The organism is Streptomyces sp. DSM 40750 (genome assembly GCF_024612035.1).
In the GTDB taxonomy this organism is placed as follows: domain Bacteria; phylum Actinomycetota; class Actinomycetes; order Streptomycetales; family Streptomycetaceae; genus Streptomyces.
Genome location: NZ_CP102513.1, coordinates 4327321 through 4352631, shown reverse-complemented (window position 1 = coordinate 4352631; position 25311 = coordinate 4327321). Strand labels below are relative to the sequence as shown.

At 69.9% G+C, this 25311-nt stretch carries 25 protein-coding genes; 15 read left to right on the top strand and 10 right to left on the bottom strand.

Going from position 1 to position 25311, the window contains the following annotated elements; translation table 11 throughout:
- The 3 genes from JIX55_RS19495 (at position 1) to JIX55_RS19485 (ending at position 2879) form a co-directional block, all read left to right on the top strand.
- Entirely contained in the window at positions 1–600 is a 600-nt protein-coding gene (locus JIX55_RS19495; RefSeq protein ID WP_257564592.1) for an SACE_7040 family transcriptional regulator, read from the top strand.
- A gap of 194 nt (positions 601–794) precedes the next feature.
- A complete protein-coding gene (locus JIX55_RS19490) occupies positions 795–1952 on the top strand; it encodes an acyl-CoA dehydrogenase family protein (protein ID WP_257564591.1) in 1158 nt (385 codons plus the stop codon).
- 48 nt (positions 1953–2000) lie between these two features.
- Positions 2001–2879 carry an acyl-CoA thioesterase gene (locus JIX55_RS19485; RefSeq protein WP_257564590.1) on the top strand — a complete coding sequence of 293 codons (879 nt, stop codon included), beginning with the start codon at positions 2001–2003 and terminating at the stop codon, positions 2877–2879.
- Positions 2880–2891: 12 nt separating this feature from the next.
- On the opposite strand, the gene JIX55_RS19480 is transcribed toward JIX55_RS19485, so the two are convergent.
- Positions 2892–3686, bottom strand: coding sequence for a phosphatase (locus JIX55_RS19480; RefSeq protein ID WP_257564589.1), 795 nt, complete (start codon positions 3684–3686; stop codon positions 2892–2894).
- Between the two features lie 97 nt (positions 3687–3783).
- Positions 3784–5376, bottom strand: coding sequence for a helix-turn-helix domain-containing protein (locus JIX55_RS19475; RefSeq protein WP_443046460.1), 1593 nt, complete (start codon positions 5374–5376; stop codon positions 3784–3786).
- A gap of 125 nt (positions 5377–5501) precedes the next feature.
- Between JIX55_RS19475 and JIX55_RS19470 the strand changes: the two genes are divergently transcribed.
- The 4 genes from JIX55_RS19470 (at position 5502) to JIX55_RS19455 (ending at position 9979) form a co-directional block, all read left to right on the top strand.
- Positions 5502–6956, top strand: coding sequence for a sodium:solute symporter (locus tag JIX55_RS19470; protein ID WP_257564587.1), 1455 nt, complete (start codon positions 5502–5504; stop codon positions 6954–6956).
- Between the two features lie 56 nt (positions 6957–7012).
- Positions 7013–8002, top strand: a complete 990-nt coding sequence (gene speB, locus JIX55_RS19465) for an agmatinase (RefSeq protein WP_257564586.1) — start codon at positions 7013–7015, stop codon at positions 8000–8002.
- Positions 7999–9690, top strand: coding sequence for a thiamine pyrophosphate-binding protein (locus tag JIX55_RS19460; protein WP_257564585.1), 1692 nt, complete (start codon positions 7999–8001; stop codon positions 9688–9690). Before speB ends, JIX55_RS19460 begins: the two co-directional genes overlap by 4 nt.
- Before the next feature lie 94 nt (positions 9691–9784).
- Positions 9785–9979 carry a hypothetical protein gene (locus JIX55_RS19455; protein ID WP_257564584.1) on the top strand — a complete coding sequence of 65 codons (195 nt, stop codon included), beginning with the start codon at positions 9785–9787 and terminating at the stop codon, positions 9977–9979.
- Positions 9980–10032: 53 nt separating this feature from the next.
- On the opposite strand, the gene JIX55_RS19450 is transcribed toward JIX55_RS19455, so the two are convergent.
- Both JIX55_RS19450 and JIX55_RS19445 read right to left on the bottom strand, forming a co-directional pair.
- Positions 10033–11529: an FG-GAP-like repeat-containing protein gene (locus JIX55_RS19450; protein WP_257564583.1), complete on the bottom strand. Its 1497-nt coding sequence runs from the start codon at positions 11527–11529 to the stop codon at positions 10033–10035.
- Between the two features lie 386 nt (positions 11530–11915).
- Complete coding sequence (locus JIX55_RS19445; protein ID WP_257564582.1) at positions 11916–12719, bottom strand: endonuclease I family protein; 804 nt, start codon at positions 12717–12719, stop codon at positions 11916–11918.
- A 483-nt stretch (positions 12720–13202) separates the two neighbouring features.
- Between JIX55_RS19445 and JIX55_RS19440 the strand changes: the two genes are divergently transcribed.
- On the top strand, positions 13203–14504 hold the full coding sequence (locus JIX55_RS19440) for a phosphatase PAP2 family protein (protein WP_443046709.1): 1302 nt from the start codon (positions 13203–13205) through the stop codon (positions 14502–14504).
- Positions 14505–14543: 39 nt separating this feature from the next.
- On the opposite strand, the gene JIX55_RS19435 is transcribed toward JIX55_RS19440, so the two are convergent.
- Positions 14544–14909, bottom strand: a complete 366-nt coding sequence (locus JIX55_RS19435; protein WP_257564580.1) for a DUF4180 domain-containing protein — start codon at positions 14907–14909, stop codon at positions 14544–14546.
- 99 nt (positions 14910–15008) lie between these two features.
- Between JIX55_RS19435 and JIX55_RS19430 the strand changes: the two genes are divergently transcribed.
- On the top strand, positions 15009–16259 hold the full coding sequence (locus tag JIX55_RS19430) for an acyltransferase family protein (protein WP_257564579.1): 1251 nt from the start codon (positions 15009–15011) through the stop codon (positions 16257–16259).
- Here the strand turns inward: JIX55_RS19430 and JIX55_RS19425 are convergent.
- Positions 16197–16421, bottom strand: coding sequence for a DUF397 domain-containing protein (locus JIX55_RS19425; RefSeq protein ID WP_257564578.1), 225 nt, complete (start codon positions 16419–16421; stop codon positions 16197–16199). The genes JIX55_RS19430 and JIX55_RS19425 overlap by 63 nt on opposite strands.
- Positions 16414–17208, bottom strand: coding sequence for a helix-turn-helix domain-containing protein (locus tag JIX55_RS19420; protein WP_257564577.1), 795 nt, complete (start codon positions 17206–17208; stop codon positions 16414–16416). The genes JIX55_RS19425 and JIX55_RS19420 overlap by 8 nt, the downstream gene beginning before the upstream one ends.
- Before the next feature lie 386 nt (positions 17209–17594).
- Here JIX55_RS19420 and JIX55_RS19415 point away from each other — a divergent pair, with 386 nt between their 5' ends.
- Positions 17595–17954 carry a hypothetical protein gene (locus JIX55_RS19415; RefSeq protein ID WP_257564576.1) on the top strand — a complete coding sequence of 120 codons (360 nt, stop codon included), beginning with the start codon at positions 17595–17597 and terminating at the stop codon, positions 17952–17954.
- Positions 17955–18053: 99 nt separating this feature from the next.
- On the opposite strand, the gene JIX55_RS19410 is transcribed toward JIX55_RS19415, so the two are convergent.
- Positions 18054–18632 carry a hypothetical protein gene (locus tag JIX55_RS19410; protein ID WP_257564575.1) on the bottom strand — a complete coding sequence of 193 codons (579 nt, stop codon included), beginning with the start codon at positions 18630–18632 and terminating at the stop codon, positions 18054–18056.
- A gap of 94 nt (positions 18633–18726) precedes the next feature.
- Positions 18727–19755 carry a NucA/NucB deoxyribonuclease domain-containing protein gene (locus JIX55_RS19405; protein ID WP_257564574.1) on the bottom strand — a complete coding sequence of 343 codons (1029 nt, stop codon included), beginning with the start codon at positions 19753–19755 and terminating at the stop codon, positions 18727–18729.
- 594 nt (positions 19756–20349) lie between these two features.
- Between JIX55_RS19405 and JIX55_RS19400 the strand changes: the two genes are divergently transcribed.
- On the top strand, positions 20350–21312 hold the full coding sequence (locus tag JIX55_RS19400; protein WP_443046457.1) for a serine hydrolase: 963 nt from the start codon (positions 20350–20352) through the stop codon (positions 21310–21312).
- 60 nt (positions 21313–21372) lie between these two features.
- Positions 21373–22413: an esterase-like activity of phytase family protein gene (locus JIX55_RS19395; protein ID WP_257564573.1), complete on the top strand. Its 1041-nt coding sequence runs from the start codon at positions 21373–21375 to the stop codon at positions 22411–22413.
- A 33-nt stretch (positions 22414–22446) separates the two neighbouring features.
- Here JIX55_RS19395 and JIX55_RS19390 read toward each other — a convergent pair whose 3' ends face one another.
- On the bottom strand, positions 22447–23499 hold the full coding sequence (locus JIX55_RS19390) for a LuxR C-terminal-related transcriptional regulator (protein WP_257564572.1): 1053 nt from the start codon (positions 23497–23499) through the stop codon (positions 22447–22449).
- Positions 23500–23549: 50 nt separating this feature from the next.
- Here JIX55_RS19390 and JIX55_RS19385 point away from each other — a divergent pair, with 50 nt between their 5' ends.
- The 3 genes from JIX55_RS19385 to JIX55_RS19375 all read left to right on the top strand — a co-directional run bounded on the left by JIX55_RS19385 (position 23550) and on the right by JIX55_RS19375 (position 25134).
- Entirely contained in the window at positions 23550–23750 is a 201-nt protein-coding gene (locus JIX55_RS19385; protein ID WP_257564571.1) for a hypothetical protein, read from the top strand.
- A gap of 320 nt (positions 23751–24070) precedes the next feature.
- Entirely contained in the window at positions 24071–24259 is a 189-nt protein-coding gene (locus JIX55_RS19380; protein ID WP_257564570.1) for a lysine biosynthesis protein LysW, read from the top strand.
- A complete protein-coding gene (locus tag JIX55_RS19375; protein WP_257564569.1) occupies positions 24256–25134 on the top strand; it encodes a RimK family alpha-L-glutamate ligase in 879 nt (292 codons plus the stop codon). Before JIX55_RS19380 ends, JIX55_RS19375 begins: the two co-directional genes overlap by 4 nt.
- The last annotated feature ends 177 nt before the right edge of the window (positions 25135–25311 follow it).

The following is a 25311-nucleotide window of genomic DNA, read 5'->3' as shown; positions in this document are numbered from 1 at the left end:
ATGGCCACGAGAACCGACGCGCCCACCCGCCGCGAGCAGATCCTCAAGGAGGCCGCCCGGCTCTTCGCCGCGCGTGGCTTCCATGGTGTCGGTGTCGACGAGATAGGAGCCGCCGTCGGCATCAGCGGGCCCGGCCTCTACCGCCACTTCGCCGGCAAGGACGCGATGCTCGCGGAGCTGTTGGTGGGGATCAGTGGGCAGCTCCTGACCGGCGCGAAGCGCCGTCTGGCCGAGGCCGACGGGGGTTCGGCGGAGGCGGTCCTCGACTCGCTCATCGAGGGGCACATCGACTTCGCCCTCGACGACCGTCCCCTCATCACCCTGCACGACCGCGAGCTGGACCGCCTCCGCGACAGCGACCGCAAGCTCGTACGGCAGCTGCAGCGGCAGTACGTCGAGCTGTGGGTGGAGGTGCTGCGCGAGGTCTACCCGGGCCTGGCGGAGCCGGCGGCACGCTCCGCCGTGCACTCGGTGTTCGGGCTGCTGAACTCGACGCCGCATCTGGGCCGGCCCGGCGCCCTGCCCGGGCGGGCGACCACGGCGGCGCTGCTGCACCGAATGGCTCGGGGGGCGTTCGAGGCGGCGGCCGCGGGGGAGTGACGAGCGTTACGGACGGGTTGCTCTGGACGCCCTCGCCTACCCGCCGGTACGGTTGCCTGAGCAAGCGCTTAGGGGTGTCGGTCCGAACCGCAACCATCATCGGTCCGAACCGCAACCGTCAATTGAGGAACCCCAATGGCGCGCAACCACATCCGCGAGAGCGGCGCCGGCTTAGGCGCAGAGAGGGGCCGGCGGTGCGCCGTACGGTGTTCAACGAGGATCACGAGGCGTTCCGGGAGACCCTGCGTGCCTTCATCGAGGCCGAGGTCGTGCCCGTGTACGACGAGTGGTTCGCCGCCGGCCAGGCGCCGCGCGAGTTCTACTACAAGCTCGCCGAGCTGGGCCTCTTCGGCATCCGCGTCGACGAGGAGTACGGCGGCGCCGGCATCGACTCGTACAAGTTCGAAGCCGTGATGTACGAGGAGACGGCCCGCGCGGGCGTCCAGTTCGGCGGCTCCGGTGTGCACGTGCTGCTCGGTCTGCCGTACATCAAGATGCTGGCCACGGACGAGCAGAAGAAGCGGTTCCTGTCGAAGTTCGTCTCCGGTGAGGAGATGTGGGCGCTGGCCATGACCGAGCCGGGCACCGGGTCCGACCTCGCGGGCATGAAGACCACCGCCAAGCTCAGCGAGGACGGCACGCACTACGTCCTCAACGGCTCCAAGACCTTCATCACCGGTGGTGTCCACGCCGACCGTGTCATCGTCTGCGCCCGCACCGACGCGCCCAGCGCCGAGGACCGCCGCCACGGCATCTCCCTCTTCGCCGTGGACACCAAGTCCGAGGGCTACTCCATAGGCCGCAAGCTCGACAAGCTGGGCCTGCGCACCTCCGACACCGCCGAGCTGGCGTTCGTCGACGTCAAGGTCCCGGTCGAGGACCTGCTCGGCGAGGAGAACAAGGGCTTCTCCTACCTGGGCCACAACCTCGCCTCCGAGCGCTGGGGCATCGCCTTCGGCGCCTACGCGCAGGCCAAGGCCGCCGTCCGGTTCGCCAAGCAGTACGTCCAGGACCGCACCGTCTTCGGCAAGCCCGTCGCGTCCTTCCAGAACACCAAGTTCGAGCTGGCCGCCTGCCAGGCCGAGGTGGACGCGGCCGAGGCCGTCGCCGACCGCGCCCTGGAGGCCCTCGACGCCGGTGAGCTGACGCCCGCCGAGGCCGCCAGCGCCAAGCTGTTCTGCACCGAGGTCGCCCACCGCGTCATCGACCGCTGCCTCCAGCTGCACGGCGGCTACGGCTTCATGAACGAGTACCCGATCGCCCGCCTGTACGCGGACAACCGCGTCAACCGCATCTACGGCGGCACCAGCGAGATCATGAAGTCGATCATCGCCAAGGACATGGGGCTGTGACACGGGTCTGTAAGGTCTCGGAAATTACTGTCCAGTACAACTGACCTCATGAGTCAGGCACCACTTGAGTCTCTCCTCGATCTGCTCGACCTCGAGCAGATCGAGGAGAACATCTTCCGCGGCCAGTCCCGGCCCGCCATCGTCCCTCGGGTCTTCGGCGGGCAGGTCGCGGCCCAGGCGCTCGTCGCCGCCGGGCGGACGGTCCCCGAGGACCGGCTGCCCCACTCCCTCCACGCGTACTTCCTGCGCATCGGGGACGCCGGCGCGCCCATCGTCTACACCGTCGAGCGCATGAACGACGGCCGCTCCTTCACCGCGCGCCGCGTCGTCGCCGTCCAGCACGGGCAGCCGATCTTCGCCCTCTCCGCGTCCTTCCAGCGGCACGAGGAAGGCCTCGACCACCAGGCCCCGATGCCCGCCGCGCCCGACCCGGAGACCCTCCCCACCGCAGAGCAGCGACTCCCGGCGTACGGACTCGACCCGGCCGTCGTGGAGAAGATGCTGGAGGCCCGCGCCGCCGTCGACCTGCGTTACGTCGACGACCCGCCCTACGGCCGCTACGGCGAGCCGCGCGAACCGCACTCCCAGGTCTGGTTCCGCGCCAACGGCAAGCTCGACGACGACCCGCTGCTGCATGTCGTCCTCGCCACCTACGTCTCCGACATGACGCTCCTCGACTCCATCCTGCTCGCGCACGGGCGCGGCGGCTGGGCGGTCGGCGATGTCGTCGGGGCCTCGCTCGACCACGCCATGTGGTTCCACCGGCCGTTCCGCGCCGACGAATGGCTCCTGTACGACCAGGAGTCGCCGTCCGCGTCGGCCGGCCGCGGCCTCGGCCAGGGCCGGATCTACACGCAGGACGGCCGGCTCGCGATCTCCGTGATCCAGGAGGGCGTCGTCCGCGTCCCGAGGCCGAAGACGCCGTGACCTCCTGGGGCGCTAGCTGTCCTTGAGCCCGGCCTGCTCCAGCAGGTACGCCGTCATCGGGTCGTAGTAACGCGGGCTGACCACGTGGTCGTCGAGCGGGACCACGGCCTGGAGGGTGCCCTCGGACTCGCCGAGGAAGAGGGCGGGGTCGTTGGAGTCCGCGTAGCCGACGGAGTCGACGCCGAGCTGGCCGGCGCAGCCCGCCCAGCCGTGGTCGGCGACGACCAGGTCGGGCAGCGGGCGGCCGGCGCCCTCAAGTCCCCGGAGGATGGCGCGCATCGGCTCGGGCGAGTGGGTGTGCCAGAGGGTGGCGCCGTGTTCGAGGACGGCCACGTCCGCGAACTGCATGACGTATCCCTCCTCCGTCTGCAGACCGTCCGGGATGACCATGATCTCGCAGCCGGCCGCGCGCAGCGCCCGGGCCGTCTCGTGGTGCACCTGGAGCAGGCCGCCGGGGTGGCCGGTGGCGAACAGGACGCGCTGCCCGCCCTCCGCGGCCTTGCGCAGCCGGGCCGCCATGCGCTGCAGCGCGTCGACCGTCAGGTCCGGGTCGATGGTGTCCTGGCCGTAGCGGTACCCCGGGTCGTCGTTCACGCCGACGCGCTCCGCCATCACGGCCAGCACGTCCTGCTCGTCGCTCCAGCGGTCCCCGAGCTCCAGGCCGAGCCAGTAGTGGCGGTTGCCGTTGGCCAGTTCGCGGTAGTGGGAGAGGTTGTTCTCGCGCGGCGTGGCGACGTCGCCCGCGATACGCGTCTGTACGAGGTGTTCGACGAGCTCGGCGCGGCTGGGGGTCCCGGGTATCGGCATGCGTCCATTGTGAGGCAGACGACTGTGGGAGTCGCGGCCGTACCGCCCGCTGCGACCTGCGTCACTCTCCCTCGGCCCGGAGGCTCCTGTCGCCGGTTCACTCCTGCCGCAGCGCGAACCACAACTCCATGCGTACGTCCGGGTCGTCGAGGTCCGCGTCCAGCAACGCCGCGCACCGGCCGATCCGTTGGCGGACCGTGTTGCGGTGGACGGTCAGCGCGACGGCCGTACGGTCCCAACTGCCGTGCAGGGAGAGCCAGGTGCGCAGGGTTTCGGTGAGGGAGGGGGAGGCGGACAGGGGGGCCAGCAGGGCGCGGGCGTGGGCGGCCGCGTCGGCCTCCGGCAGGAGCTGGGTGAGTGTCGTACGGGGCCCGTGCCGGACCAGAGCCGTCCGGGTCGCCCTGGCTCGGGCCAGGGCGCGGGCGGCCTGTACGTCGGCGGTCGTCCACGCGTGCGGCTCGGCGGGGGCGCTCACCCCGCAGGTCCAGCCGGCCTGGGCGGTGACCTCGCGGTCGGCGGGGACCAGGACGCGTACGACGTCGTCCTGGGCGTCGATCAGTGCCGAGCCCAGGGCGGCGCCGAGCGCGGCGGCGGCCAGGGCGTCGGGATGCGGGCCGTCTTCGGTGGGGTGGGCGTGTACGACGAGCCGGCGGGTGTCGCCGAGCAGCGGCGCCACCTCCTCGGGGCGGGCGCCGAGCAGCAGCCGTACGAGTGCCGATGTGCGGGCCGCGCCCGTGCCGCTCTGCTGTTCGCCGGTGAGGAGGGAGAGGAGGACGGCGGCGACGGAGGCGATGGTGTGGTCGCCGGGGGTGCGGTGGGGGGTGGCGATGCCCAGGGCGAAGCGGTGTCCTCCGGAGGTGAGGGCGTAGGCGGCGAGGTGGGTGCCGTTGATGGTGTCGGTGGCGGAGGAGGGGGTGGGGCCGGAGACGCGCGTGGAGAGCTCGGGAGGTTGACGTGTTCGGGCGGGTGCGGGTTCGTTGTGGCTGGTCGCGCAGTTCCCCGCGCCCCTGATGGAGCGGCCGGTTTCCTGAGCGGCACCCGGCTGTACCACCGCCGCCAGGTCGGCCAGGGCGTCCGGTGCCGGTCCTCGCCCGGCCGCCGCCAGTTCCGCCCCCTCCGGCCCGTAGAGCACCGCCCGGCCCCCCACCCGTTGGGCCAGCTGCCGCAGTACGGCAGGGACCGGGTCCGGGCGGGACGCGGCTGCCGCCAGGCTCTGTTGGGCCTCGGTGACGCGGCGCAGTTCCGCGTGTCTCGCGCGGGCCATGAGCTGCCAGACCGCCCGCGCCACGCCCGAGAAGGTCGTCCGGGGCGGGACCTCGACCAGTGGCAGTTCGTACGTGTCGCAGGCGGCGACCAGTGCCCTCGGGACCGTGTCGTGCACGGGGGCGACACCGAAGCCGAGGGCGGCGCCGCCCGCCGCGACGATGCGGGAGACGTAGTCGTCGAAGGAGGTGCCCGAGCCGGCCGCCTCCGGGATGTGGACACCGGCCGTCAGCAGCAGCTCGCCGCCCAGCAGATACGGATACGGGTCCGACATCTCCGAGGTGTGCGCCCAGTGGATCACCGTCCCCTCGTCCACCGGCCCGGCGATCTGCCGCAGGCCCAGGTCCTCGCGGGCGAGGAGGGCCGAGAGGGGCACGGGCGGGGTGGGAGGGACCGCCGGGGCGGGTGGCTCGGCTGACTCCGGCATGGTGTGCGTTCCCTCCATGTCGCCCCTCTGGAATGGATGAAACGTACACTTCGCAGTCGCTTCGCGGCCACCTAATGTCGGTGCCCATCAGCCGCCACCCGGTGCGCGCGAAGGAGGGCCCCGACATGGCCGTCGACTACACGGTGATCGTCGTCTATCTGGCCGGCATGCTGGCGATGGGCTGGTGGGGCATGCGCCGCGCCAGGTCGAAGAGCGAGTTCCTGGTCGCCGGGCGCCGCCTCGGCCCGACGATGTACTCCGGCACCATGGCGGCCATCGTGCTCGGCGGCGCCTCCACCATCGGCGGCGTGGGCCTCGGCTACCAGTACGGCCTCTCCGGCGCCTGGATGGTCTTCACCATCGGCCTCGGACTGCTCGCCCTCTCCGTCTTCTTCTCGGCCCGCATCGCCCGCCTGAAGGTCTACACGGTCTCCGAGATGCTCGACCTGCGCTACGGCGGCCGCGCGGGCGTCATCTCCGGCGTCGTCATGTGGGCGTACACCCTCATGCTCGCCGTCACCTCGACCATCGCGTACGCCACGATCTTCGACGTCCTGTTCGACATGCACCGCACGCTCGCGATCGTGCTCGGCGGCTCGATCGTCGTCGCGTACTCGACGCTCGGCGGCATGTGGTCGATCACGTTGACGGACATGGTCCAGTTCGTGGTGAAGACCATCGGTGTGCTGTTGCTCCTGCTGCCCATCGCCGTCGTCAAGGCCGGCGGGTTCGGCGAGATGAGGGCCGAACTCCCCACCGCGTACTTCGACCCGCTGGGCATCGGCGGCGAGACGATCTTCACGTACGTCCTGATTTATACGTTCGGCATGCTCATCGGGCAGGACATCTGGCAGCGCGTGTTCACCGCCCGGAGCGACCGGACGGCCAAGTGGGGCGGCACGGTCGCGGGCACGTACTGCCTCGCGTACGCCCTCGCGGGCGCCGTCATCGGCACGGCCGCCAAGGTGCTCTTCCCGGACCTCGCGAGCGCCGACGACGCCTTCGCGACCATCGTGAAGGAGGAACTCCCCATCGGCGTAAGGGGGTTGGTGCTCGCCGCCGCCCTGGCCGCCGTGATGTCGACCTCCTCCGGCGCGCTGATCGCCTGCGCGACCGTCGCCAACAACGACATCTGGTCGCGGGTGCGGGGGAAGGTCACTTCGGGTGAGCGCGATGAAGTGCGGGGCAACCGCGCCTTCATCCTCGTCATGGGCCTCGCCGTGATCGCCACGGCCATCGCTCTCAACAACGTCATCGAGGCCCTCACCGTCGCCTACAACCTCCTCGTCGGCGGACTCCTCGTCCCGATCCTCGGTGGCCTGCTGTGGAAGCGCGGCACCGCACAGGGCGCCCTCGCCTCGGTGCTCGTCGGCGGCCTGGCGGTCATCGGCCTGATGGCGTCCTACGGCATCCTCGCCAATGAACCCGTCTCCTACGGCCTGCTCTCCTCCCTGGTCGCGTACGTCGCCGTCTCCCTGGCGACCCCGGCGACCGACGCCGCCGTACTCGACGCCTGGCGCGAGCGTCTCGCCGGGCGGACCCCCGAACCCGTGGCCGAACCCATTCCGACGCGCCAGTAGAGTCATCAGCAGAGCTGTACATACGCGACGAAGCGTAAGAAAGAAGGCATTGTCCCATGAGCGGCAACGAGACGCCCCGCGGCCCCGTCGACTCCTCCCGCATCCCGCGGTACGCCGGGCCCGCGACCTACGCCCGGCTGCCCCGCCTCGACGAGGTGGGCCGCGCGGACGTCGCGGTCGTGGGCGTGCCGTTCGACTCGGGCGTCTCGTACCGGCCGGGCGCCCGCTTCGGCGGCAACGCGATCCGTGAGGCGTCCCGGCTGCTGCGCCCCTACAACCCGGCCCAGGACGCCTCCCCCTTCGCCCTCGCCCAGGTCGCGGACGCCGGTGACATCGCCGCCAACCCGTTCGACATCCACGAGGCGGTGGAGACGGTCGAGGCGGCGGCGGACGAGCTGCTGGGCACGGGGGCCCGGCTGATGACCCTCGGCGGCGACCACACCATCGCGCTCCCGCTGCTGCGCTCGGTCGCCAAGAAGCACGGTCCGGTGGCGCTGCTGCACTTCGACGCGCATCTCGACACCTGGGACACGTACTTCGGCGCCGAGTACACGCACGGCACCCCGTTCCGGCGGGCGGTGGAGGAGGGGATCCTGGACACGGAGGCCCTCTCGCACGTGGGCACGCGCGGTCCGCTGTACGGCAAGCAGGACCTCACCGACGACGAGAAGATGGGCTTCGGGATCGTCACCTCCGCCGACATCTACCGCCGGGGCGCGGACGAGGTGGCCGACCAGCTGCGGCAGCGCATCGGCGACCGTCCCCTCTACATCTCCATCGACATCGACTGCCTCGACCCGGCCCACGCACCGGGCACGGGGACACCGGAGGCCGGCGGCATGACCTCCCGCGAGCTGCTGGAGATCCTGCGGGGGCTGGCCTCCTGCAACCTGGTATCGGCCGACGTCGTCGAGGTGGCGCCCGCGTACGATCACGCCGAGATCACCGCGGTGGCCGCGTCGCACACGGCGTACGAACTCACCACGATCATGTCCCGCCAGATCGCGCGGGCGAAGCGGGAAGAGCGGGAGAAGGCAGCGAAGTGACCCACGACCACGACCTGGTACTCCGTCCGACGGCCGCCCAGACGGAGGCCGCGCTGAACCCTCCCCACGGCCGCAACGGCGGAGACCTGGTCGTGGAGACGCTGGCCGGGCTCGGCGCGACGACGGTCTTCGGGCTCCCCGGCCAGCACGCGCTCGGCATGTTCGACGCGCTGCGCCGCTCGGACCTGCGGTACATCGGCCTGCGAGTGGAGAACAACGCCGGCTTCGCGGCGGACGCGTACGGCCGGATCACCGGCGAGGCCGCCCCGCTGCTCCTGTCCACGGGCCCGGGCGCGCTGACGTCCCTGGCCGCGCTCCAGGAGGCGGCGGCGGCCTCGGCCCCCGTCCTCGCCATCAGCAGCCAGATCCCGACCGCCGGCCTGGGCGGCGGCCGCCACGGCTACCTCCACGAACTCCCGGACCAGTCCGCCTCGTTCAGGGGTGTCGTCAAGTCCGTCCACACCGTCCGTGCGCAGTCCCAGATCCCCTCCGCCGTCGCCGCCGCCTGGCAGTCCGCGCTGACCGCCCCGCACGGCCCGGTGTGGGTGGAGATCCCCCAGGACGTGCTGCTGGCCGAGACGTCGATCCCGGTGGTGACAGGCGGCGACGCCTTCCCCGAAGAGCTGCCGCCACGCCCCGAACTGACGGCGCTGGCAGCCCACTTGCTGTCGTCCGCAGCCCGCCCGGCGATCATCGCGGGCGGCGGAGTCGTACGGGCGGACGCGTCCGGCAAGCTGCGGCAGCTGGCGGAGCGGCTGTCGGCGCCGGTCGTGACGACGTTCGGCGGGAAGGGCGCGTTCCCGTGGACGCATCCGCTGTCGCTCCAGTCCTGGCTGGAGGACCGGCACACGACGGACTTCCTGGAGGACGCGGACGTCCTGCTGGTGGTGGGGTCGGGGCTGGGCGAACTCTCCTCGAACTACCACACGTTCAAGCCCCGGGGCAGCGTGATCCAGATCGAGGCGGACCTGGGGAAGCTGGAGTCGAACCACCCGGCGCTGGGGATTCACGCGGACGCCCGCCTGGCCCTTCAGGCCCTGCTGGAGACGATCGAGGAGACACGGGAGGACGAGTCGGCGGCGGAGCGGGTGCGTGGCGTGCTCGGGAAGGTCCGTGAGCGCATCGACGCCCAGCAACTCACCCTGGAGCAGGACCTGTTGGCGTCCATCCGCCGGGCCCTGCCGTCCCGTGCGCCCTCCTTCTGGGACATGACGATCCTCGCGTACTGGGCCTGGTCGGCGTTCGATCCGCGCGGCGCGAACACCATGCACTCCGCCCAGGGTTCGGGCGGCCTCGGCTACGCCTTCCCGGCGGCCCTCGGCGCGGCGGCGGCCGACCCGACCCACCCGGTCCTCGCCGTCTCCGGCGACGGCGGCGCGCTCTACTCGATCGCCGAACTGGCCACGGCCCGGCAGTACGACCTCAACGTCACCTGGCTCATCGTCGACGACGGCGGCTACGGCATCCTGCGCGAGTACATGACGGACGCGTTCGGCGAGACGACCGGCACGGAGCTGACGCGGCCCGACTATGTGGCACTGGCGGAGTCGTTCGGCGTACCGGGGCTGCGGACGACGCCCGAGACCCTCGCGGAAGACCTCGCCAAGTCCCTTGCCGCTCCCGGCCCTTCGGTGGTCGTGCTCCCGGCGGTGCTGCGGATGTTCGCGCCGACGCACGTATCGGGGTGACGTGCTTACGGCGGTGCCCTTCTGACCCGGGACCAGGAGCCGAACGAGTACCGCCTCGCCGTGGGTCCTCGCCTTCACCGGGCTGGGGCTCACGGTGGAGGCGTTCGTCCGACTCGACCTGGAGCGGGACATGGGCGAGTGGCCGGCCGGGGTGCACACCCCGTACCGGCGGTACGCCGACGGCCTCGACCTCGACGAGGCGCTCGCGTTTGTCGAGACCCGGGTCGAGGAGATGCGCCGCCGCTACGACGACGCGACCCGGCTGGGCCTCAGCGGCGTGGACAGGTGAATCGCTTGAGGGGAAGGCCTGAATCGAGGCTCTTCCCCTCAAGTTCGCCGGGCTCAGCGCAGGGCCGCGCCGAACATCGCGTCCGTGGCCGGGCCCGCCACGTCCCCGGGGCCGAAGGCGAGGGCCGACGTCGTGGTCAGGCCGGTGGCCGTGCCGCGCAGGACCCAGACGGCCCCGTTGTCGCTGTTCTCGGCGGGGGCGCCGGCAGCCAGGTCGGGGTGGCCGTTGCCGTTGACGTCCAGAAGGGCCGTGGTGGCACCGAACTTGTCGTCCTTCTCGGCGACTCCGGGGACCCCGGCGGTGTTCTGGTGGAAGACCTTGGTGCCGGTGCCCGTGATGCCGGAGGCGCTGCCGGGGACGAGGGCGACCGAGCCGGCGTTGACGATGCCGTCAATGTCCTCGTACGCGATGCCGAGGGCGAGGTCGGCGTAGCCGTCGCCGGTGACGTCGGCGACGGAGACCGCCGAGCCGACCAGGTCACCGTCCTCCTGCGCGCCGGGGAAGCCGGGGAGGCTCTGGTCGAAGGTCTGGACGTTCGCCTCGGACGGGCCGGTCGGGGAGCCGTAGGCCACGCGGACCTGGTCGGACCAGCCCTCGGCGCCCACGACCACGTCGTCGTAGCCGTCGCCGTTCACGTCGCCGATGCCCGTGCCCGCCGGGTCGCGGCTCGTGTCGTCCCCGGGTACGAAGCCGCGGGTGAAGCCCGAAGTGCCGCCCAGGAGCAGGCGGTTGCCCCAGGTGCCGTCGCCCGTGTAGTGCCACTGGACCAGGTCGTCCCTGCCGTCACCGTTGACGTCGCCGACCTGGCCGGAGACGACCGGGCCGGTGATGGAGGACGGGCCGTTCTCGCAGCCGCCGCCGGTGGCGCAGGAGGCGTCGTCCTCGTCCCAGCCCCACCACAGGGACTTGTCGAGGAGGGGCAGTACGGCGGCGGGCTTGGCCGCGCGGGAGATCGGGCCCTTCCACAGGGTCGCCGGCGCCCCCTCCGGGTCGTCGCCGCCGACGTCCTGGGCGGAGAAGAGCGCGAGGTCGGTCTTGCCGTCGCCGTCGAAGTCGCCCGCCTGCGGGGCCGCCCCGAACCCGGCGACGCTCGTACCGCCGGTCAGCCCGGAGGCCGACCCCCAGACGATCACGGAGCCCGCCGTACCGCCCGCGATCACCAGGTCGCCGTAGCCGTCGCGGTCCAGGTCGCCCTTGGTGAACGTCGAGCCGAAGCGCTGGTTGGCAGTGGCGGAGCCGGGCACGCCGCTTGTCGAACGGCTGACGAGCTTCTTCCTCGTCGTGGAGAGCCCGCTGCTCGAGCCGTACATGACGGCCACATAGCCCGCCTTGGCCTGCGTGGACACCGTGGCGTTCGGGGCGCCGACGACCAGGTCGGCGTACCCGTCCCCGTTGAAGTCGTCCGCCACGCCCACCGATGCGGTGGCCGCCGAGGCCGGGCCGAGCGACCAGGCGGTCAGGCCTCCGGCCAGCAGCACCACCGCGGCCAGGGGCGCGCTCACTCGTGCGGTGCGGGTACTGCGTCGTGCTCCTGCTCGTGCTCGTGACATGCACGTGCCTTTCGGGTCGGTGGGGAACGGCGGGCGGAAGCGCCGCGTCCGTGTAGTCCGACTCGCACGGGGGTTCACCGGTTGTACGTCCGAATGTCATGGATGGGTAACTGGCGTGCCTGTGCCTACTTCACGTCCGACGGGTCCAGGCGGTGGACACTCGCCGACTGGCTGTTGTCACCTGACGTGGAGCCCGAGGCCGAGCCCGAGGCCGAGGCCGCGTCCGCGTCCGATGTCGAACCTCCGCCGTACTCGCCCGCCTCCAGCCGCGCTCTGCGAACTCGCCACCGCCAGCAGGTGGTACACGACGTACACGACGAACTCCCGGCCGCCGGACCGGGAGTTCGTCTTGTGCGTTCGTGGTGCGTTCGTTCGTGATCCGGTGTCTACCAGATCGCCTCGACCCACTCGGGGTGGTCGATGAACGGGTTGCGGTTCTTCTGGTAGGTGTCGTAGATGACCTGGTTGCGGCGCTCCTCGAAGGCGTCCGGCGGGTCCTCGTCGTTCCAGGCCTTCAGTACGGAGAGGCGGCCGTGGTAACGGGTGCCGCCGTTGTTGACGGAGTCGTTGGGCTCCAGGTTGGGCCAGCCGTCGTCGCCCTCGTAGCGGACGGCCATGTACAGGATCATGCGGGCCACATCGCCCTTGACCGCGTCGCGGGGCTCGAAGGAGTTCGAGTCGTAGAGGCTGCCACCGCTGTTGGTGAAGCTGCTGCCGCCGTTGTCGAAGTCCAGGTTGCCGCGGATGGCGTTGACCGTCACGTCCTCGGGGCGGAGGTGGTGCAGGTCGGTGCCCGGGCCGGCGGAGGTGCCGAAGTCGCCGTGGGACTGGGCCCACACGTGCTCGCGGTTCCAGTTGCCGGAGTTGCCGCCGTTGAGGGACTTGCTGCGCGAGATGCCGCTGTACAGCAGCTTGACGTTGCTGCTGTTGTTCGGGTCCTGGTCGGTGACCTTCAAGGCCTCCCAGACGGCCGAGTACGACAGCTTCGTCTGGGGGCTGATGATCGTGTGCAGAGAGGACTTGAGGCTCGTACCGGTCTTGCCGATCGCGTTCTTGTAGTACGTGCTGTCGTACGCGGTCGTCGTCGCCGAGGCGGGGGTGGCGGTGGCCGTCGGCAGGACGAGACCGACGAGCACGGCCGACGTCGCGAGGGCGACCGTCTTCCAACTGCGTATCCGCGCAGCGGGCATGTTGGGGTGTCCCTTCCCAGAGGGCCGCGCAGCACGAGGAGTTGGTTCGGGGAGCCTCGGTCTACGCGGGTTGACTGTGTGGGTAAACGAGAGATTGGCATGGACGGGTCAGTCCATGTGTTACGGAGGGAAGGCGATTTGGTGACGTTATCGCTAACGGGGAACCTTCGTGCTCCCACGCCCCTCCGCCTGCTCCGATTCGAGGGGAGACCCCAATTGACGTGGGGATTCAGGCGTGCTGGCGGGGTGGGCCCGCTGTGCCGCAAGGATTTTGCCGAGCAACCTTGACGAGGGCGTGTCCGTCTTCCAGATTGCAATGATCCGCACAGCCAACACCTAGGGAACGGAAAGCCGTGCTGCCCACCACGAAGAGACCTGGCCGACTGAAGAGCAAATCGGCCAAGTGAATTGATATCCGTAGCATCGCGGACGATTTCGCGAATAAATGACATAGTGGCGTCCGGTGCATGGCGTCGACCACGGGTGGTGCTGTGGGGCACGGTGGGTGTGACGGCCATCGGATTCCTTGTCGCCCTGGAGGTCGCGGCACGTCACTACGGCCTGCCGGGGCCGATCACCAACCAGGCGCGAGAGGTGATATTCGCCCCCACATCAGGGCCGTTGCTGTACGCCAGCATGGCGCTGACGATGGTGGTGCTCACCTGGCGGCAACGGTTTATCGCGGCTGCTGTCGCGATCGGTATCGACGTCGCCTTCTTCCTGGTGCGGTGGGCGGTCGACGCCAGGATGATGTTCGGCAACGGCGCGTTGTGGGTGATTCTGGGCTGTGCGGTCATCGCTCTCACGCGCCGCACCGGCCGGGAACGCGTCCTGCTGCTGAAGGGCGTCGGGCTGGGCCTGCTGCTGGTGGCCGGCCGCAAGACCGGCGACACCTGGCTGCTCATCACCTCGAAGACCCACCCGGCGGTGCTGGACCCGTACTTGGCGACCGCCGATCACGCGCTGGGCAACCCGTCGTGGCTGGTGGGCCGGATGGTCAGGGCCGCCGGTCCGGTCGGCGCCCACCTTCTCGACTGGGTCTACGTCCAGCTCGCGGTGGCCGCGGTAGTCGTCGCGCTCTACCAGCTGCGTCACGTCGCGGTCGAGCACCGCTTCCCGCGCCATCATCTGGTGCGCACCTTCCTGGTGATCGGCCTCGTCGGGCCGGCCATCTACATGGTCTTCCCGGTGGTCGGACCGGTCTTCGCCTACGGCACCGGCGCCTTCGGCACGGGCGGCGAGCACTGGGCGGCGGCCAACCTGTGGCCCCACACGCCGCCGCCGATCAGTACCCCGCACCCGATGCCGTACGACGAGATCACCCCACGCAACTGCATGCCCAGCCTGCATACGGCGTGGGCCACCGCGATCTTCATCCACTCCCGCAACGGCCCACGGGTCCTGCGCTACGCAGGAACGTTTTGGCTCATTGCCACGCTCGGCGCGACGCTGGGATTCGGCTATCACTACGGCGTGGATCTCATCGCCGGTGTGGTGTTCACGCTCACGATCGAGACGGCTCTACGAACGTTCGACCGTGGCTGGGACCGGTCGGGAATCCGGCTGGTCGCCTACGGAGCGACGGTGTTCGTCGCGCTCCTGCTGGCGTATCGCCATCTTCCGATGGAGATGGCCCGACACCCCTGGGTGTTCGGACCGCTTCTCCTTCTGGTGATGGCCTCGGTGGCCTACGGCTACGTACGGACCGACCGACTGTGGGCACGGACGGCCGCACGGGAGCGACAACCGGAACGACGAGAGGAACGGCAACCCGAACCGGTGTGAGCGGTTCCGGGAACGGCGAGCCCGGCCTTCGGACGTTCCTCAGCCCTTCAGGCGCTCCCGCAGTTCGTCGACGTCGGCCAGGAACCACGTCTGACGGTTGCGGTTGCACTCGCGGACGAAGTCGCGCAGGGCCGAACTGGCCGTCGTGTGGCGGGAGATGTCGCCGACGACGGCCAGGCCGACGCTGTACTGGACGAACTTCTGGATGATGTCGCCGGCGACGCGGGTGCGCAGTTGGAAGAACGTCTCGTCGAACCGTTCGACGGGGACGACCACCCATGCGGCGCCCTGGTACCCGGCGTTGCCGATGAGATCCAGGGCGTCGCTCTCGCGGGCGATCGGCTCGCCGTCGGAGGCGCACATCAGAACGGGCACGTCGTGGATCGTCTGCAGGGTGGTGGTCATGAAGGCCGAGGTTACTGCCTGAGTCCCGCCAGGTGCTGGGGGAACGCTGTCGTCCGTAGGCACCCTCCCCCACACTGGACCGGGAACCGGGGAGGGGGAATGGACCGGGGGAAAACGAACACCGAGCCTGAGCCTGAGCCTGAGCCCGAGCCGTCGAGGACGCCCGCTCCTCGGCGTCGCGAACTGGACCTGCTGCGCGCCCTCGTCGTGCTCGGCCTGGTCTTCTTCCATGCCGCGCTCGTCTTCTCGCCGGACGACGACTTCTACGTCAAGAACCGGGACACGACCGACGTCGTCACCGTGCTGGCCGGCCTCGGCGTGATCTGGGCGATGCCCATGCTGTTCCTCGTCGCGGGCCTCGGCGCCCGCTTCTCGATCCGCCGCCGCGGCCCCGCCCGCGAACGCGCGCTGCGCCTGGGCGTCCCGCTCGTCTTCGCCTCGCTCGCCCTCAATCCCCTCCCGCAATGGCTGCGGCTACGGGCCGCGGACCCCGCGTACGACGAGCCGTACTGGCGCTTCTGGCCCCGCTTCCTCACCGTCCACCTGGACTTCGACGACTTCCCCTTCCTCCTCGACGGCCGCTACTTCGAGACGGGCCACCTGTGGTTCGTCGTCCTGCTCGTCGCGTTCTGCCTGCTCCTCGTACCGGTCGCGGCGCCGCTCGCGACGGGCGCCGACCGAGCGGGGCCGGTGGTGGCCCGCCACCCCGCCCTGCTCCTGCTCCCGGCGGTGCCGTTGGCCCTGATCAACGCGCTGCTCGGCATGGAGGAGGATTTCGCCGGCTGGAACCGTTGGGCCTACCTGCTGTTCTTCCTCTGCGGTTACGCGCTGGCCGACGACCCCCGCGTCCGCGCCGCCCTCCGCCGCGCCGCCGTACCGGTCGGCGTGCTCGGCCTGGTCCTCTTCGCGGGGACCGCGCCCGGGTTCATGGCGGCGGGGGACGGCGACGATCCGTTCACCGCGTGGACGTCGCTCGCACTGGTCACCCGGGGGCTGTTCGGGGCGGCGGGTTGGTGCTGGGTGCTGGCCATCCTGGGCCTGCTGGACCGGCCCCGGCCCCGGCCCAGTGAACCGGGGCAGCCCTCGGGGCGGCGCCGACAGCTGTGGGCATACCTCGCCCTCGCCGCGATGCCGTTGTACGTCCTTCACCAGCCGGTCGTGGTCGCCTTCGCGTACGGCGTGGTGGGCTGGTCCGCGCCGATCGTCGTCAAGTACGTGACGATCGTGGCCGGTTCGCTGGTGGTGATCCTCGTGGCGTACGAGTACGGGGTACGGCGGATCCGGGTGTCACGCTTCCTGTTCGGGATGCGGCCTCAGAGACGCGATGAACGAGGTCCAGCTGGGGTGTGAGATGAGCAGGGCGGGGCCGTGGGGGTTCTTGGAGTCGCGGACGGGGATGCCGGACGGATGGTTGTCGATGACCTCTACACAGCTGTCGGGGTTGCTTGAGCTGTACGAGGACTTGCGCCATCCGGTGAAGGCGGCGGGGTCGGTGATGGTGTGTTCAGTCATGATGCCCGTAGTCCTTTGCTGTGGCCCGCAGTAGGGCGATTGACTCCTTCAGTGGCATGGCGTCGCTCAGTGCGAGAGCGTAGATGTCTTCGAGCCGCTTGACGACAGCAGGCGAGTCGTGGAGCTTTCCCATGTTCACACCCTCGCCGTAGCCCACCGGCGGTTGATCCTCGAACGTCATGAGCGTCAACATGCCCTGCATGAGCGGGTGGAGGCCGACCCCGAACGGCAACACGTGGACGCGTACCCGGCCGCTCTCCGCCAGACGGACCAAGTGCGTGATCTGCTCAGCCATGACCTCCCGGGCGCCGACGGGGCGACGTAGCACCGCCTCGTCCAACAACGTCCAGACCACGGGTGTCGCCGGATCATCGAGGAGTTTTGCGCGCTCAAGGCGTGTGACAACGCGCCTGTCACATTCCTCTTCACTCACAGGAGGGAAGACCGAACTCAGAACCGCACGCGCGTACCCCTTCGTCTGCAGAATGCCAGGCACGAACGCGCTGGCGAACTCCTTGATCGCGACCGCCTGTTGTTCGAGTTGGCGCACCGCATCGAAGTAGTCGGTGACGGCCACGTCGTCCTGCGGAAGAAAGCTACTCAGCACATCCCCCGTGTTCAGGGCCTTGTCCAGACGCCTCGCGTCCTCCTTCGACGGCACCCGGCGGCCCGCCTCGATGTGGGACACATGTGAACGCGTCATGACCGCCATGTCGGCGAGCTGCTGCTGCGTCAGCCCCGCCGTCTCGCGCTGTTGTTTGAGCCAGTCGCCGTAGATCGTGCCCATCGCCCAACTCCTTTGTGACAAATGCTCTGTCACCAGCCAGCCCCTGGCGAGCGTAGCCCGGCATGTCTCAGGCTGTGAGCGGTTCGCTACACAAAGCGAACCCCCGCGACCGTTGCAGCGGTCCGGGGGCGTGGTCATGAATCGCTACTCAGGAATGGATTCGACGACATGGGCAACCGTATCGCCCGCTTCTTCAAGTCACGCCGGAAACGCCGGATTTCCGGCCCGACCGTGCACCACGTCGGCTTCCGGCCCACGGCCCGTGTCGCGCGGGCGGAGGCCAACGCCATGGCGCGCCCGTGGCTCGCACCCGGCCACGAGCCCGGATACAGACTCCGTGAAGCCCGGAGGCACGCGCTGTACATGAGTGAGAGGTCGCAGTGGGCATGAGTGGCGATGCGGGCGGAACCCGACTCCTGCCCTGGACCGGAGTCGACGGCAAGCGGTGCTATCTGGTGGGCGACGGCGAGGGCTACGTGTCCCGCCTCGCCGACAACATCGAGAGCGTCCAACTGGGCATGGCCGGCCAACTCCTCGACCACGCGGCCGACATGCTCGCCGACCGCCGGGCGACCGCCCCGCAACTCCGCTTCCTGCTGGCCCGGATGAGCGAGGCGCTGACCGACGTGCACCGGATCGCCGAGAGCCGGGGCGCGCGTCTCCCCGACCGCACCGCCGATGCGGGGTTCGACGACTACGACGCTCCGGGCGATACGACGTCATTGGACTCGCCCGGACTGTCGTGATGCGTTTGGCGGACCCCATGCGTATCGGCCCATGCGCCCCAGGACGGGCTACGGACGAGGACGCGGCCCACGCCGTGGGCCGGATCGCCGCATGCTCTGTCAGTCCTCTTCGACGGAGTACTCGGCGGTGTAGTCCTCCACTGGCACGGCCATGTCCGCCGCGTACTCGGCGCGTGCACGGCGGTCTTCCTCGGTGATTTCGGGGTGCACCGGGGGTGTCTCGGGGGCTGGCCAGAGTTGGACGAGGTGGCGTTCGCCGTGGTCGCCGATGCCGGGGTCGGGGTCGTCGGCGTGGCAGTAGAGGCGCATGCGTACCCAGCCGGCGTCGGAGGGGGAGGGCGAGTGGAGAGGGGGCTCGTCGTCCGGCCAGGCGTCCAGGATGTCGCCCTGTTCGAGGGTCGCCAGGGAGAGGTCGGGGAGGTCGGTTCGGAGGCTGAGTTCCTCGGCGGGCTCCCAGTCGCCGTCGGTCTCGGCGGGCGGTGGGGCGTCGTGGACCTGGATCGTGATGAGGAGGGGGCCGGTGTCGGTGGTGGTGAGGACGACGGCGTTGGCCTCGGTGGCCGGGCCGCAGCGCCAGCCGAAGGGCATCTCCTGGGGGTAGGCGTAGTCGTCGGTGAAGCCGATGAGGTAGCCGTTCTCGCCGAGGGCGACGGTGAACGAGGATTCACGGACCAGCAAGGGGAGCCTCCTTGACAGACCTTGAGCGGGGCAGGGTGCCCCTCCCGCTTCGCGCGGGAGGGGCACCCTGTCTGGCGGGGGGAGTGTAGACCGCTCAGGAAGTGACCACGTAGAACGGGTCGCCATGCATGACGTGCATCTTGCCGCGCCATGCGGTGATACGTCCGCCCTGGGACTTGTTCTCCTGGACCTTGACCCAGGTGATCTCCCGCTGGTTGGCGGGAAGGTGAGTGCCGCCCTCCCTGGTGGAGGCGAAGGGGTACTCGTCGCACGAGGTGCGGCCGACGCGCTGCATGTCCGCCGGCGCCTTGCGCGGGCACACCGCGGTCCGGTTGTCGTTCTCCTGGTCCTTGTTGATCATCCAGTGCAGCGGCTTGCCGCCGTTGGGGTCGCCGTAGTGGCCGCCGCGAGCGCGCAGCTTGCGGATGCCTTCGTCGATGCGGGCCAGGCCCACCATGCTCACCGCGGTGGGGGCTTCGGGGAAGGCGCAGCCGGAGCGGTTGGTGCGCTTGCTCCCGTAGTAGTTGTCGCACCGGTACGTGGCGGAGGCGTAGGAGACGCCGCCGGGGCTGTAACCGGCCTTGGTGAAGGTGTACTTGTAGGTGGTCTTCGCCTTGGGCTTGATCTTCTTCGGGGCGATGGCGGCGGACTTGTAGCCCACGGTGCCGTTGCCCACGCTGTCGAGGGTGCGGCCCTGCGGGAACTTGACGGTGGCCTTGGTACCGCCGCCCGAAGTGGCGCCGATCCTGACGTGGACGCCTTTGCCCTTGCCTGTGGTCTTCGCCTTGGAAAGCGTGAACTTCTCGCTCCAGTTGGCGGAGTTCGCCTTGAGGGTCATTTGGTGCTTGGCGCTGAAGTCGGCGGTGCCCTCGATGACGGGGCGTCCGTTGACGACTCTGATGACGTCGACGTGGACGGTGACCCACTCGCACGAGCTGTAGCGGTTCACCGTGATGCGGTTGATCGTGCAGGTCGCGTTGGCCATCGGGCCGGCGACGGCACCCGTCTTGGCCTTGGCCGAGCCGATGGTGACCCGCAGTTGTCCGGCGCTCGCGTCTCCGGCGCCGGTCTGGGCGGCTGTCGCTGACGGGGCCGCTGCCGTTATCAGCAGACCTATCCCCACAGCCCCGGTTATGAGCGGCTTTGTCAGTTTCAAGTTGTACCCCCGTGTGTCGGTCACGGCCGACGAGGGCACACCGTCAACTCACGTACGCCCCCGTCACGTTGGCGCCATGGAAGCACAGGAAACGCAAAGAAGAGGCGGCGATTTGATCGGCTTCGGTTCGATTTCGGTCATGATCGAGTGGTTTTCGTGCGGTGACGGTCAATATCCGCCGGTCAGGGGAAGGGTGGGGGTCGGTCCGGCTGGTGGCTCCGGAGCGGATTCGGCCAGAACCGGACTTGTCCTTACGGACACCTCCCTTTGGGGTGGTCCCACGGTGAGTCCCGGGGTGGTCCCGGGGTTGAAACCGGCGGGGCTCTCCTCGGACAGGGCCCGGAGCCGGTGGGGTGTCAGAGGTGTCGCTGTGCCGGTAATGGGGGGCGCGGCGGAGGTCCGGGCTGCGCCCAAGAGCTCGAAGCGCGCTGGGCCAGCTCCAGAGGTGCGCGCTCGCGACCCATGTGAACTCACGTACAACTTTCGGACATCCCCGCGAGTCGAGTGGGGTGAACGCGTCACGAGCGCGTTCGTCGTCGCTCAAGGGGATGGGAAGGCTTGATGACTCACGGGATATTCCGGAGACCCCGGACGTCCGGACGGACCCGGGTGATCGCCGCCGGGATCGGGGCAGGCATGGTCGTGTCGTCGGCGGCGGGCGTGTTCGCGCCGGCGGCCAGTGCGACGACGCCGACGGTCAGTTGTACGTCGGGGCAGGCCGGGCTGGCCGAGAAGCTGCAGAAGGACATCACGGCGGCGCTGGCGAAGCGGAAGGGGACGGTGGCGGTCGGGCTGTACGACCGGGTCACCAACACCACCTGCACCCTGCGGAGCGGTACCGCCTTCGACTCGGCCAGCGTGGTGAAGGTGACCGTGCTCGCGGCGCTGCTGTGGGACGCGAAGAAGCACAATCGCCTCCTCACCGACCGCGAGACCAAGCTCGCCACCGCCATGATCACCAAGTCGGACAACGCCTCCACCAGCACACTGTGGAAGCAGCTCGGCCTCACGAAGATCAAGGCGTTTCTGGCCGCCGCCAAGATGACCCAGACCAAGCCGGGCGCGAACAACTACTGGGGGCTCACCCGGATCACCGTCCGGGACGAGCAGCGGCTGCTCGCGCTGCTCACCGCGAAGAACACCGTGCTGAGCGACAACGCCCGCGCCTACGTCCTCAAGCTCATGAACAAGGTCGTCTCCTCGCAGCGCTGGGGCACCCCCGCCGGCGTGCCGTCGACCGTGAAGGTGCATGTCAAGAACGGGTGGCTGTCCCGTGCCACGCACGGCTGGCGGGTGCACAGCGTCGGCACGTTCAAGGGCGGCGGTCGGGACTACACGATCACCGTCCTCACGCACGGCAACCCGGACATGAAGTACGGCGTGAACACCATCCAGGGCGTCGCCAAGGTCATCCACAAGGATCTCGTGCCCGTCACCACGTCGGCGAGTACACAGCGGTACGTGCCCACCGACCAGCCCCAGGAAGCGACCGTGCCCGTGCCGGCCACCACGACCGGCGGCTGATTTCCGGACGTTCATGGAGAGGCAATCTCCGTATCACCGGCGTCGTCCTACCGTGACGCCATGCGTCTCAGAACCCTCCTCGCGACCGTCACCGCCGGCCTGGCCGCGGCCACGACCACCCTCGCCGCCGCCGGGCCGGTTCACGCCAACTCGTCGGACAGCAACGTCTGTTCGCCGTCAGTCTCCATCGGCGCGTACTCCGACGCCCTCGACAAGACGACGTACGAGGGCACCTTCGTCGGCAACTTCTCCGCCCTCGCCGTCGACCGGGACGGGTCCCTGCTCGCCGTCTCCGACCGGTCCTCACTCTTCGCCCTCGACCCCCGCACGCTCCAGCCGAAGGGCGTCGTCCCGCTCGCCACGGAGACCGGCGCCGCACTCGACTCCGAAGGGCTGGTCGTCGACCGGGACGGCACCCGCCTTGTCGCTTCCGAGACCGAGCCGACCGTACGGCGGTACGACCGGGAGGGCCGGATCCTGGGCAGCCTTCCCGTGCCCGACGCGCTGAAGGTCGCCCCGGCCGGGCGGGCCATGACCAACCAGACCTTCGAGGGGCTCACCCTCCTGCCCGGCGGGCGCACCCTGCTCGCCTCGATGGAGGGCGCGCTCTCCGGCGACACGGCCGGGATCGTCCGCTTCCAGACCTGGCAACGGCACGGCTTCGGACGGGACTTCCGGCTCTCCGCCCAGTACGGCTACCGCGCCGACACCGGTCTCGGCGTCGTGGAGGTGGCGGCCCTCCCGGGCGGACGGCTGCTCGTGCTGGAGCGGGGCTTCACCGCCGGCGTCGGCAACACGGTCCGCCTCTACGCGGCCGACACGCGCCGCGCCACGGACACCACCGGCGCCGACGTCCTCACCGGCCAGGACGGCGACGGCGTACGACTCGTCCGCAAGACCCTCCTCGCCGACCTCGTGAACTGCCCGACCCTCGGCGCGACCGCCAAGCAGCCGCAGCCGAACCCGCTGCTCGACAACATCGAGGGGATGACGGTCACCGGGCAGCGGCACGGGCGGCTGAACGTCCTGCTCGTCAGCGACGACAACCAGAACGCCGTACAGACGACGCGGTTCTACTCCCTCCGGGTCCGGGTGGCGTGAGCCCCGGCCGGCGGCGGCCGGGCCCGGCGGCGTTCAGCTCCGCCGTTCGCAGTCGCAGTCGGCCGCCGCGCCGTCCTCCAACAGGCCGCTCTTGGCGGTGAGATAGGCGAGTTGGGCGCGGCTGTTGCTGCCGAGCATGTCGCCGACCTTCTTGAGGTGGCTGGCGACGGTACGGGTGCTGATGCCGAGCCGGCCGGCGATGGCGGCGTCGGTGTAGCCGTCGACCATGAGGCGCAGTACGTGCAGCCGGGTCTCGTCGGTGAGGAGCGGAGGGCGTTGCTGGTCGTGTTCGTAGACGACCGGCTTCGCCCGCTCCCAGGCGTACTCGAAGGCGGAGACCAGGAAGTGCACCACGCCGGGGTCGGTGACCTTGAGGGCGTGGGTGCCGTGGTCCTTGCCCATGTCGGGGATGAAGGCCAGGGCACGGTCGCAGATGATCATCCGGTCGAAGACCTCGTCGACGGTACGCACCTCGACGCCCAGGTCGGTGACCTGCTTGATGTAGTCGAGGGTCGGGCCGTGGGCGCGGACCGTGTGCTGGTAGAGCGTGCGCTGCTTGACGCCCTTGCGGTGCGCCTCCAGCGTGCGCGGCAGGGCCTTGACCAGGACCTCTTCGGGCCTTCGGCCGCCCGGGTGCGCGGTCAGCAGCTCGTGCTTCGTCCCCTGGATCGCCTCGTCCAGCGCGGCGGTGATCACCGGCGCGGGGGTGAGCCGCTGCGAGGATTCGCTCCCCTCGCGGCGGGCGGTACGGTAGACGCTCTCCGCCTGGGACATCGACGCCCGTACGGCGATCAGGGCCTGCTGCTGTTCCAGGATCTGCCGCTCCATGGGGTGCGCCAGCGCCGCGGTCGCCACCGAGGGCGGTATCGGCACCATGGCCCCCGGGTCGTCCACCGCCGGGGCCACGAGCCCGAACGCGCTCACACACCCGGGCGCGTCCGCGCGCGGGGCCCTCCCCGCCAGCAGCGTGGTGCGGTAGAACTCCATCCCCGCACCGCACAGCTCCGCCGGGGTATCGCCGCCCCCGCGTATGTCCGCCTCACCGCACATGCCGTCCCCCTTCAGATTCCTGCAGTGCACGATCATGACCCCTTCAATCGCTTCCGGCAACCGGCGGCCCACGGCATGCTCTTCGTATGGACACCGACGAAGAGCCGGAAGTCCGAGAATTCTTCTGGGGGGTAAGAGAAATGAAGTACATGCGCAGACTGGCCGGGGCGCTCGCGTTTGTCGCCGCCGCGGTGCTGACCCTTTCCGCCGCCGTCGAGACGGCCGACCGCACCACGGTCGCCAACGCCCAGGCGTCCAACGCCCCGGGCGACCCCGGCTGGCCCTGAGCCCGGGGCTCGGCCTATCTACCCGCGTAAAGCCCATGCAAAAACGCGCGAAAAGCCGACGTAGTGCTCATGTGGAGCTCACGCAGCGCACATGTGCGGCGACGGCTTCGAGCGGTCCGCAGCACGGTTTCTGACGGAGCGTCAGTGCAGTGGCTGGGTGCGGGGCTTCACGACTGACCGCCAGCGGGGGACCGTCCGGACGGATCGGTGTCCATTCGGTGTCCAGTCGATGTTCATGCGATGTCCGGTGAAATCCGCCTGCCGGTTTATCGGTTCCGGCATGTCGGTTTCACATTGAACCAACCAAGGAGTCCGAGGGAATGACCACCGCCATTGCCGCACCGAAGTGCTTGGTGTGCGACACCGAATTCGAGGTCCAGGAGGACTGGGAAAAGGGGGAGATCACCGAGTGCACGGCCTGCGGCCAGGAGCACGAGGTTGTCGAGAAATCCGCTGCCGGGGTACGTCTTGATCTCGCCCCCGAGGTGGAAGAGGACTGGGGCGAGTGACCATCGCCGATCAGGTCCTGCTCTCGGTGACGATGCTGCGGCCCGAGGAGAAGCTGCTTCTCGGGGCGCTGCGGGCCGAGGGACTGACGGCTCGGCCGTTGCTGATGGAGGATCTGGCGGAGGTGGTGGCGGGCCGCACCGGCGGCCCGCCCGCCCTCGCCGTGATCCGCAACCTGTCCCATCGGGACGCCATCAGCGTCTCCCGGCGGCTGGAGTACGCCGGGGTGACCACCCTCAACCGGTCGTCCGTCATCGAGGCGTGCAACGACAAGGGGCTGCAGTCGCTGCTGTTCGCCCGCCACGACATTCCGCATCCGGTCACCCGGCATGCCTTCAGCTACGACCAAGTACGCACGGCTGTCGGGGAGTTGGGGATGCCGGCCGTCGTCAAGCCCGTGAGCGGGTCCTGGGGGCGGGGCGTCACCAAGATGGCCAACGCGGAGTGCGTCGAGGCGTGGGCCGGGGGGCGGGAGTCCGCGGACGCGACCGGGAAGCTGTTTCCCGTGGTCGTGCAGGCGTATGTCGACAAGCCCGGGCATGACCTGCGGGTCGTGGTGGTCGGGCGGACGCCTGTCGTGGCGATTCAGCGGGCGTCGGAGGACTGGCGGACCAACACGCACCTGGGGGCGAGTGTTGAGCGCGTCGAGGTGACCGCCGAGATCGACAAGCTGTGCCAGCAGGTGGTGGACGTGCTGGGGCCCGGGTTCTACGGCGTGGATCTGGTGGAGGACCGGGCCATCGGGGAGCTGCTCGTCCTTGAGGTGAACGCCAATCCGGAGTTCGCCAAGTCGTCCGAGCGGCATGGGGTGGATGTGGCGGGGCTGTATGCGGCGTATGTCGCGGAGCAGCTGTCGGTGACCGCCGCCGCGGCCTAGCCGAGGGGCTTGCCGCGCAGTTCCCCGCGCCCCTTAACAGCGTGGGTCGCGCCCGGTGTTTTCAGGGGCGCGGGGAACTGCGCGAGCGACCACGAACCACCCGCACCCGCCCACGCACCGATCCGACCGAGCTCCTGGGCGCGACCCCTCCCATCTCCACGGAAAGAGGCCCGACAC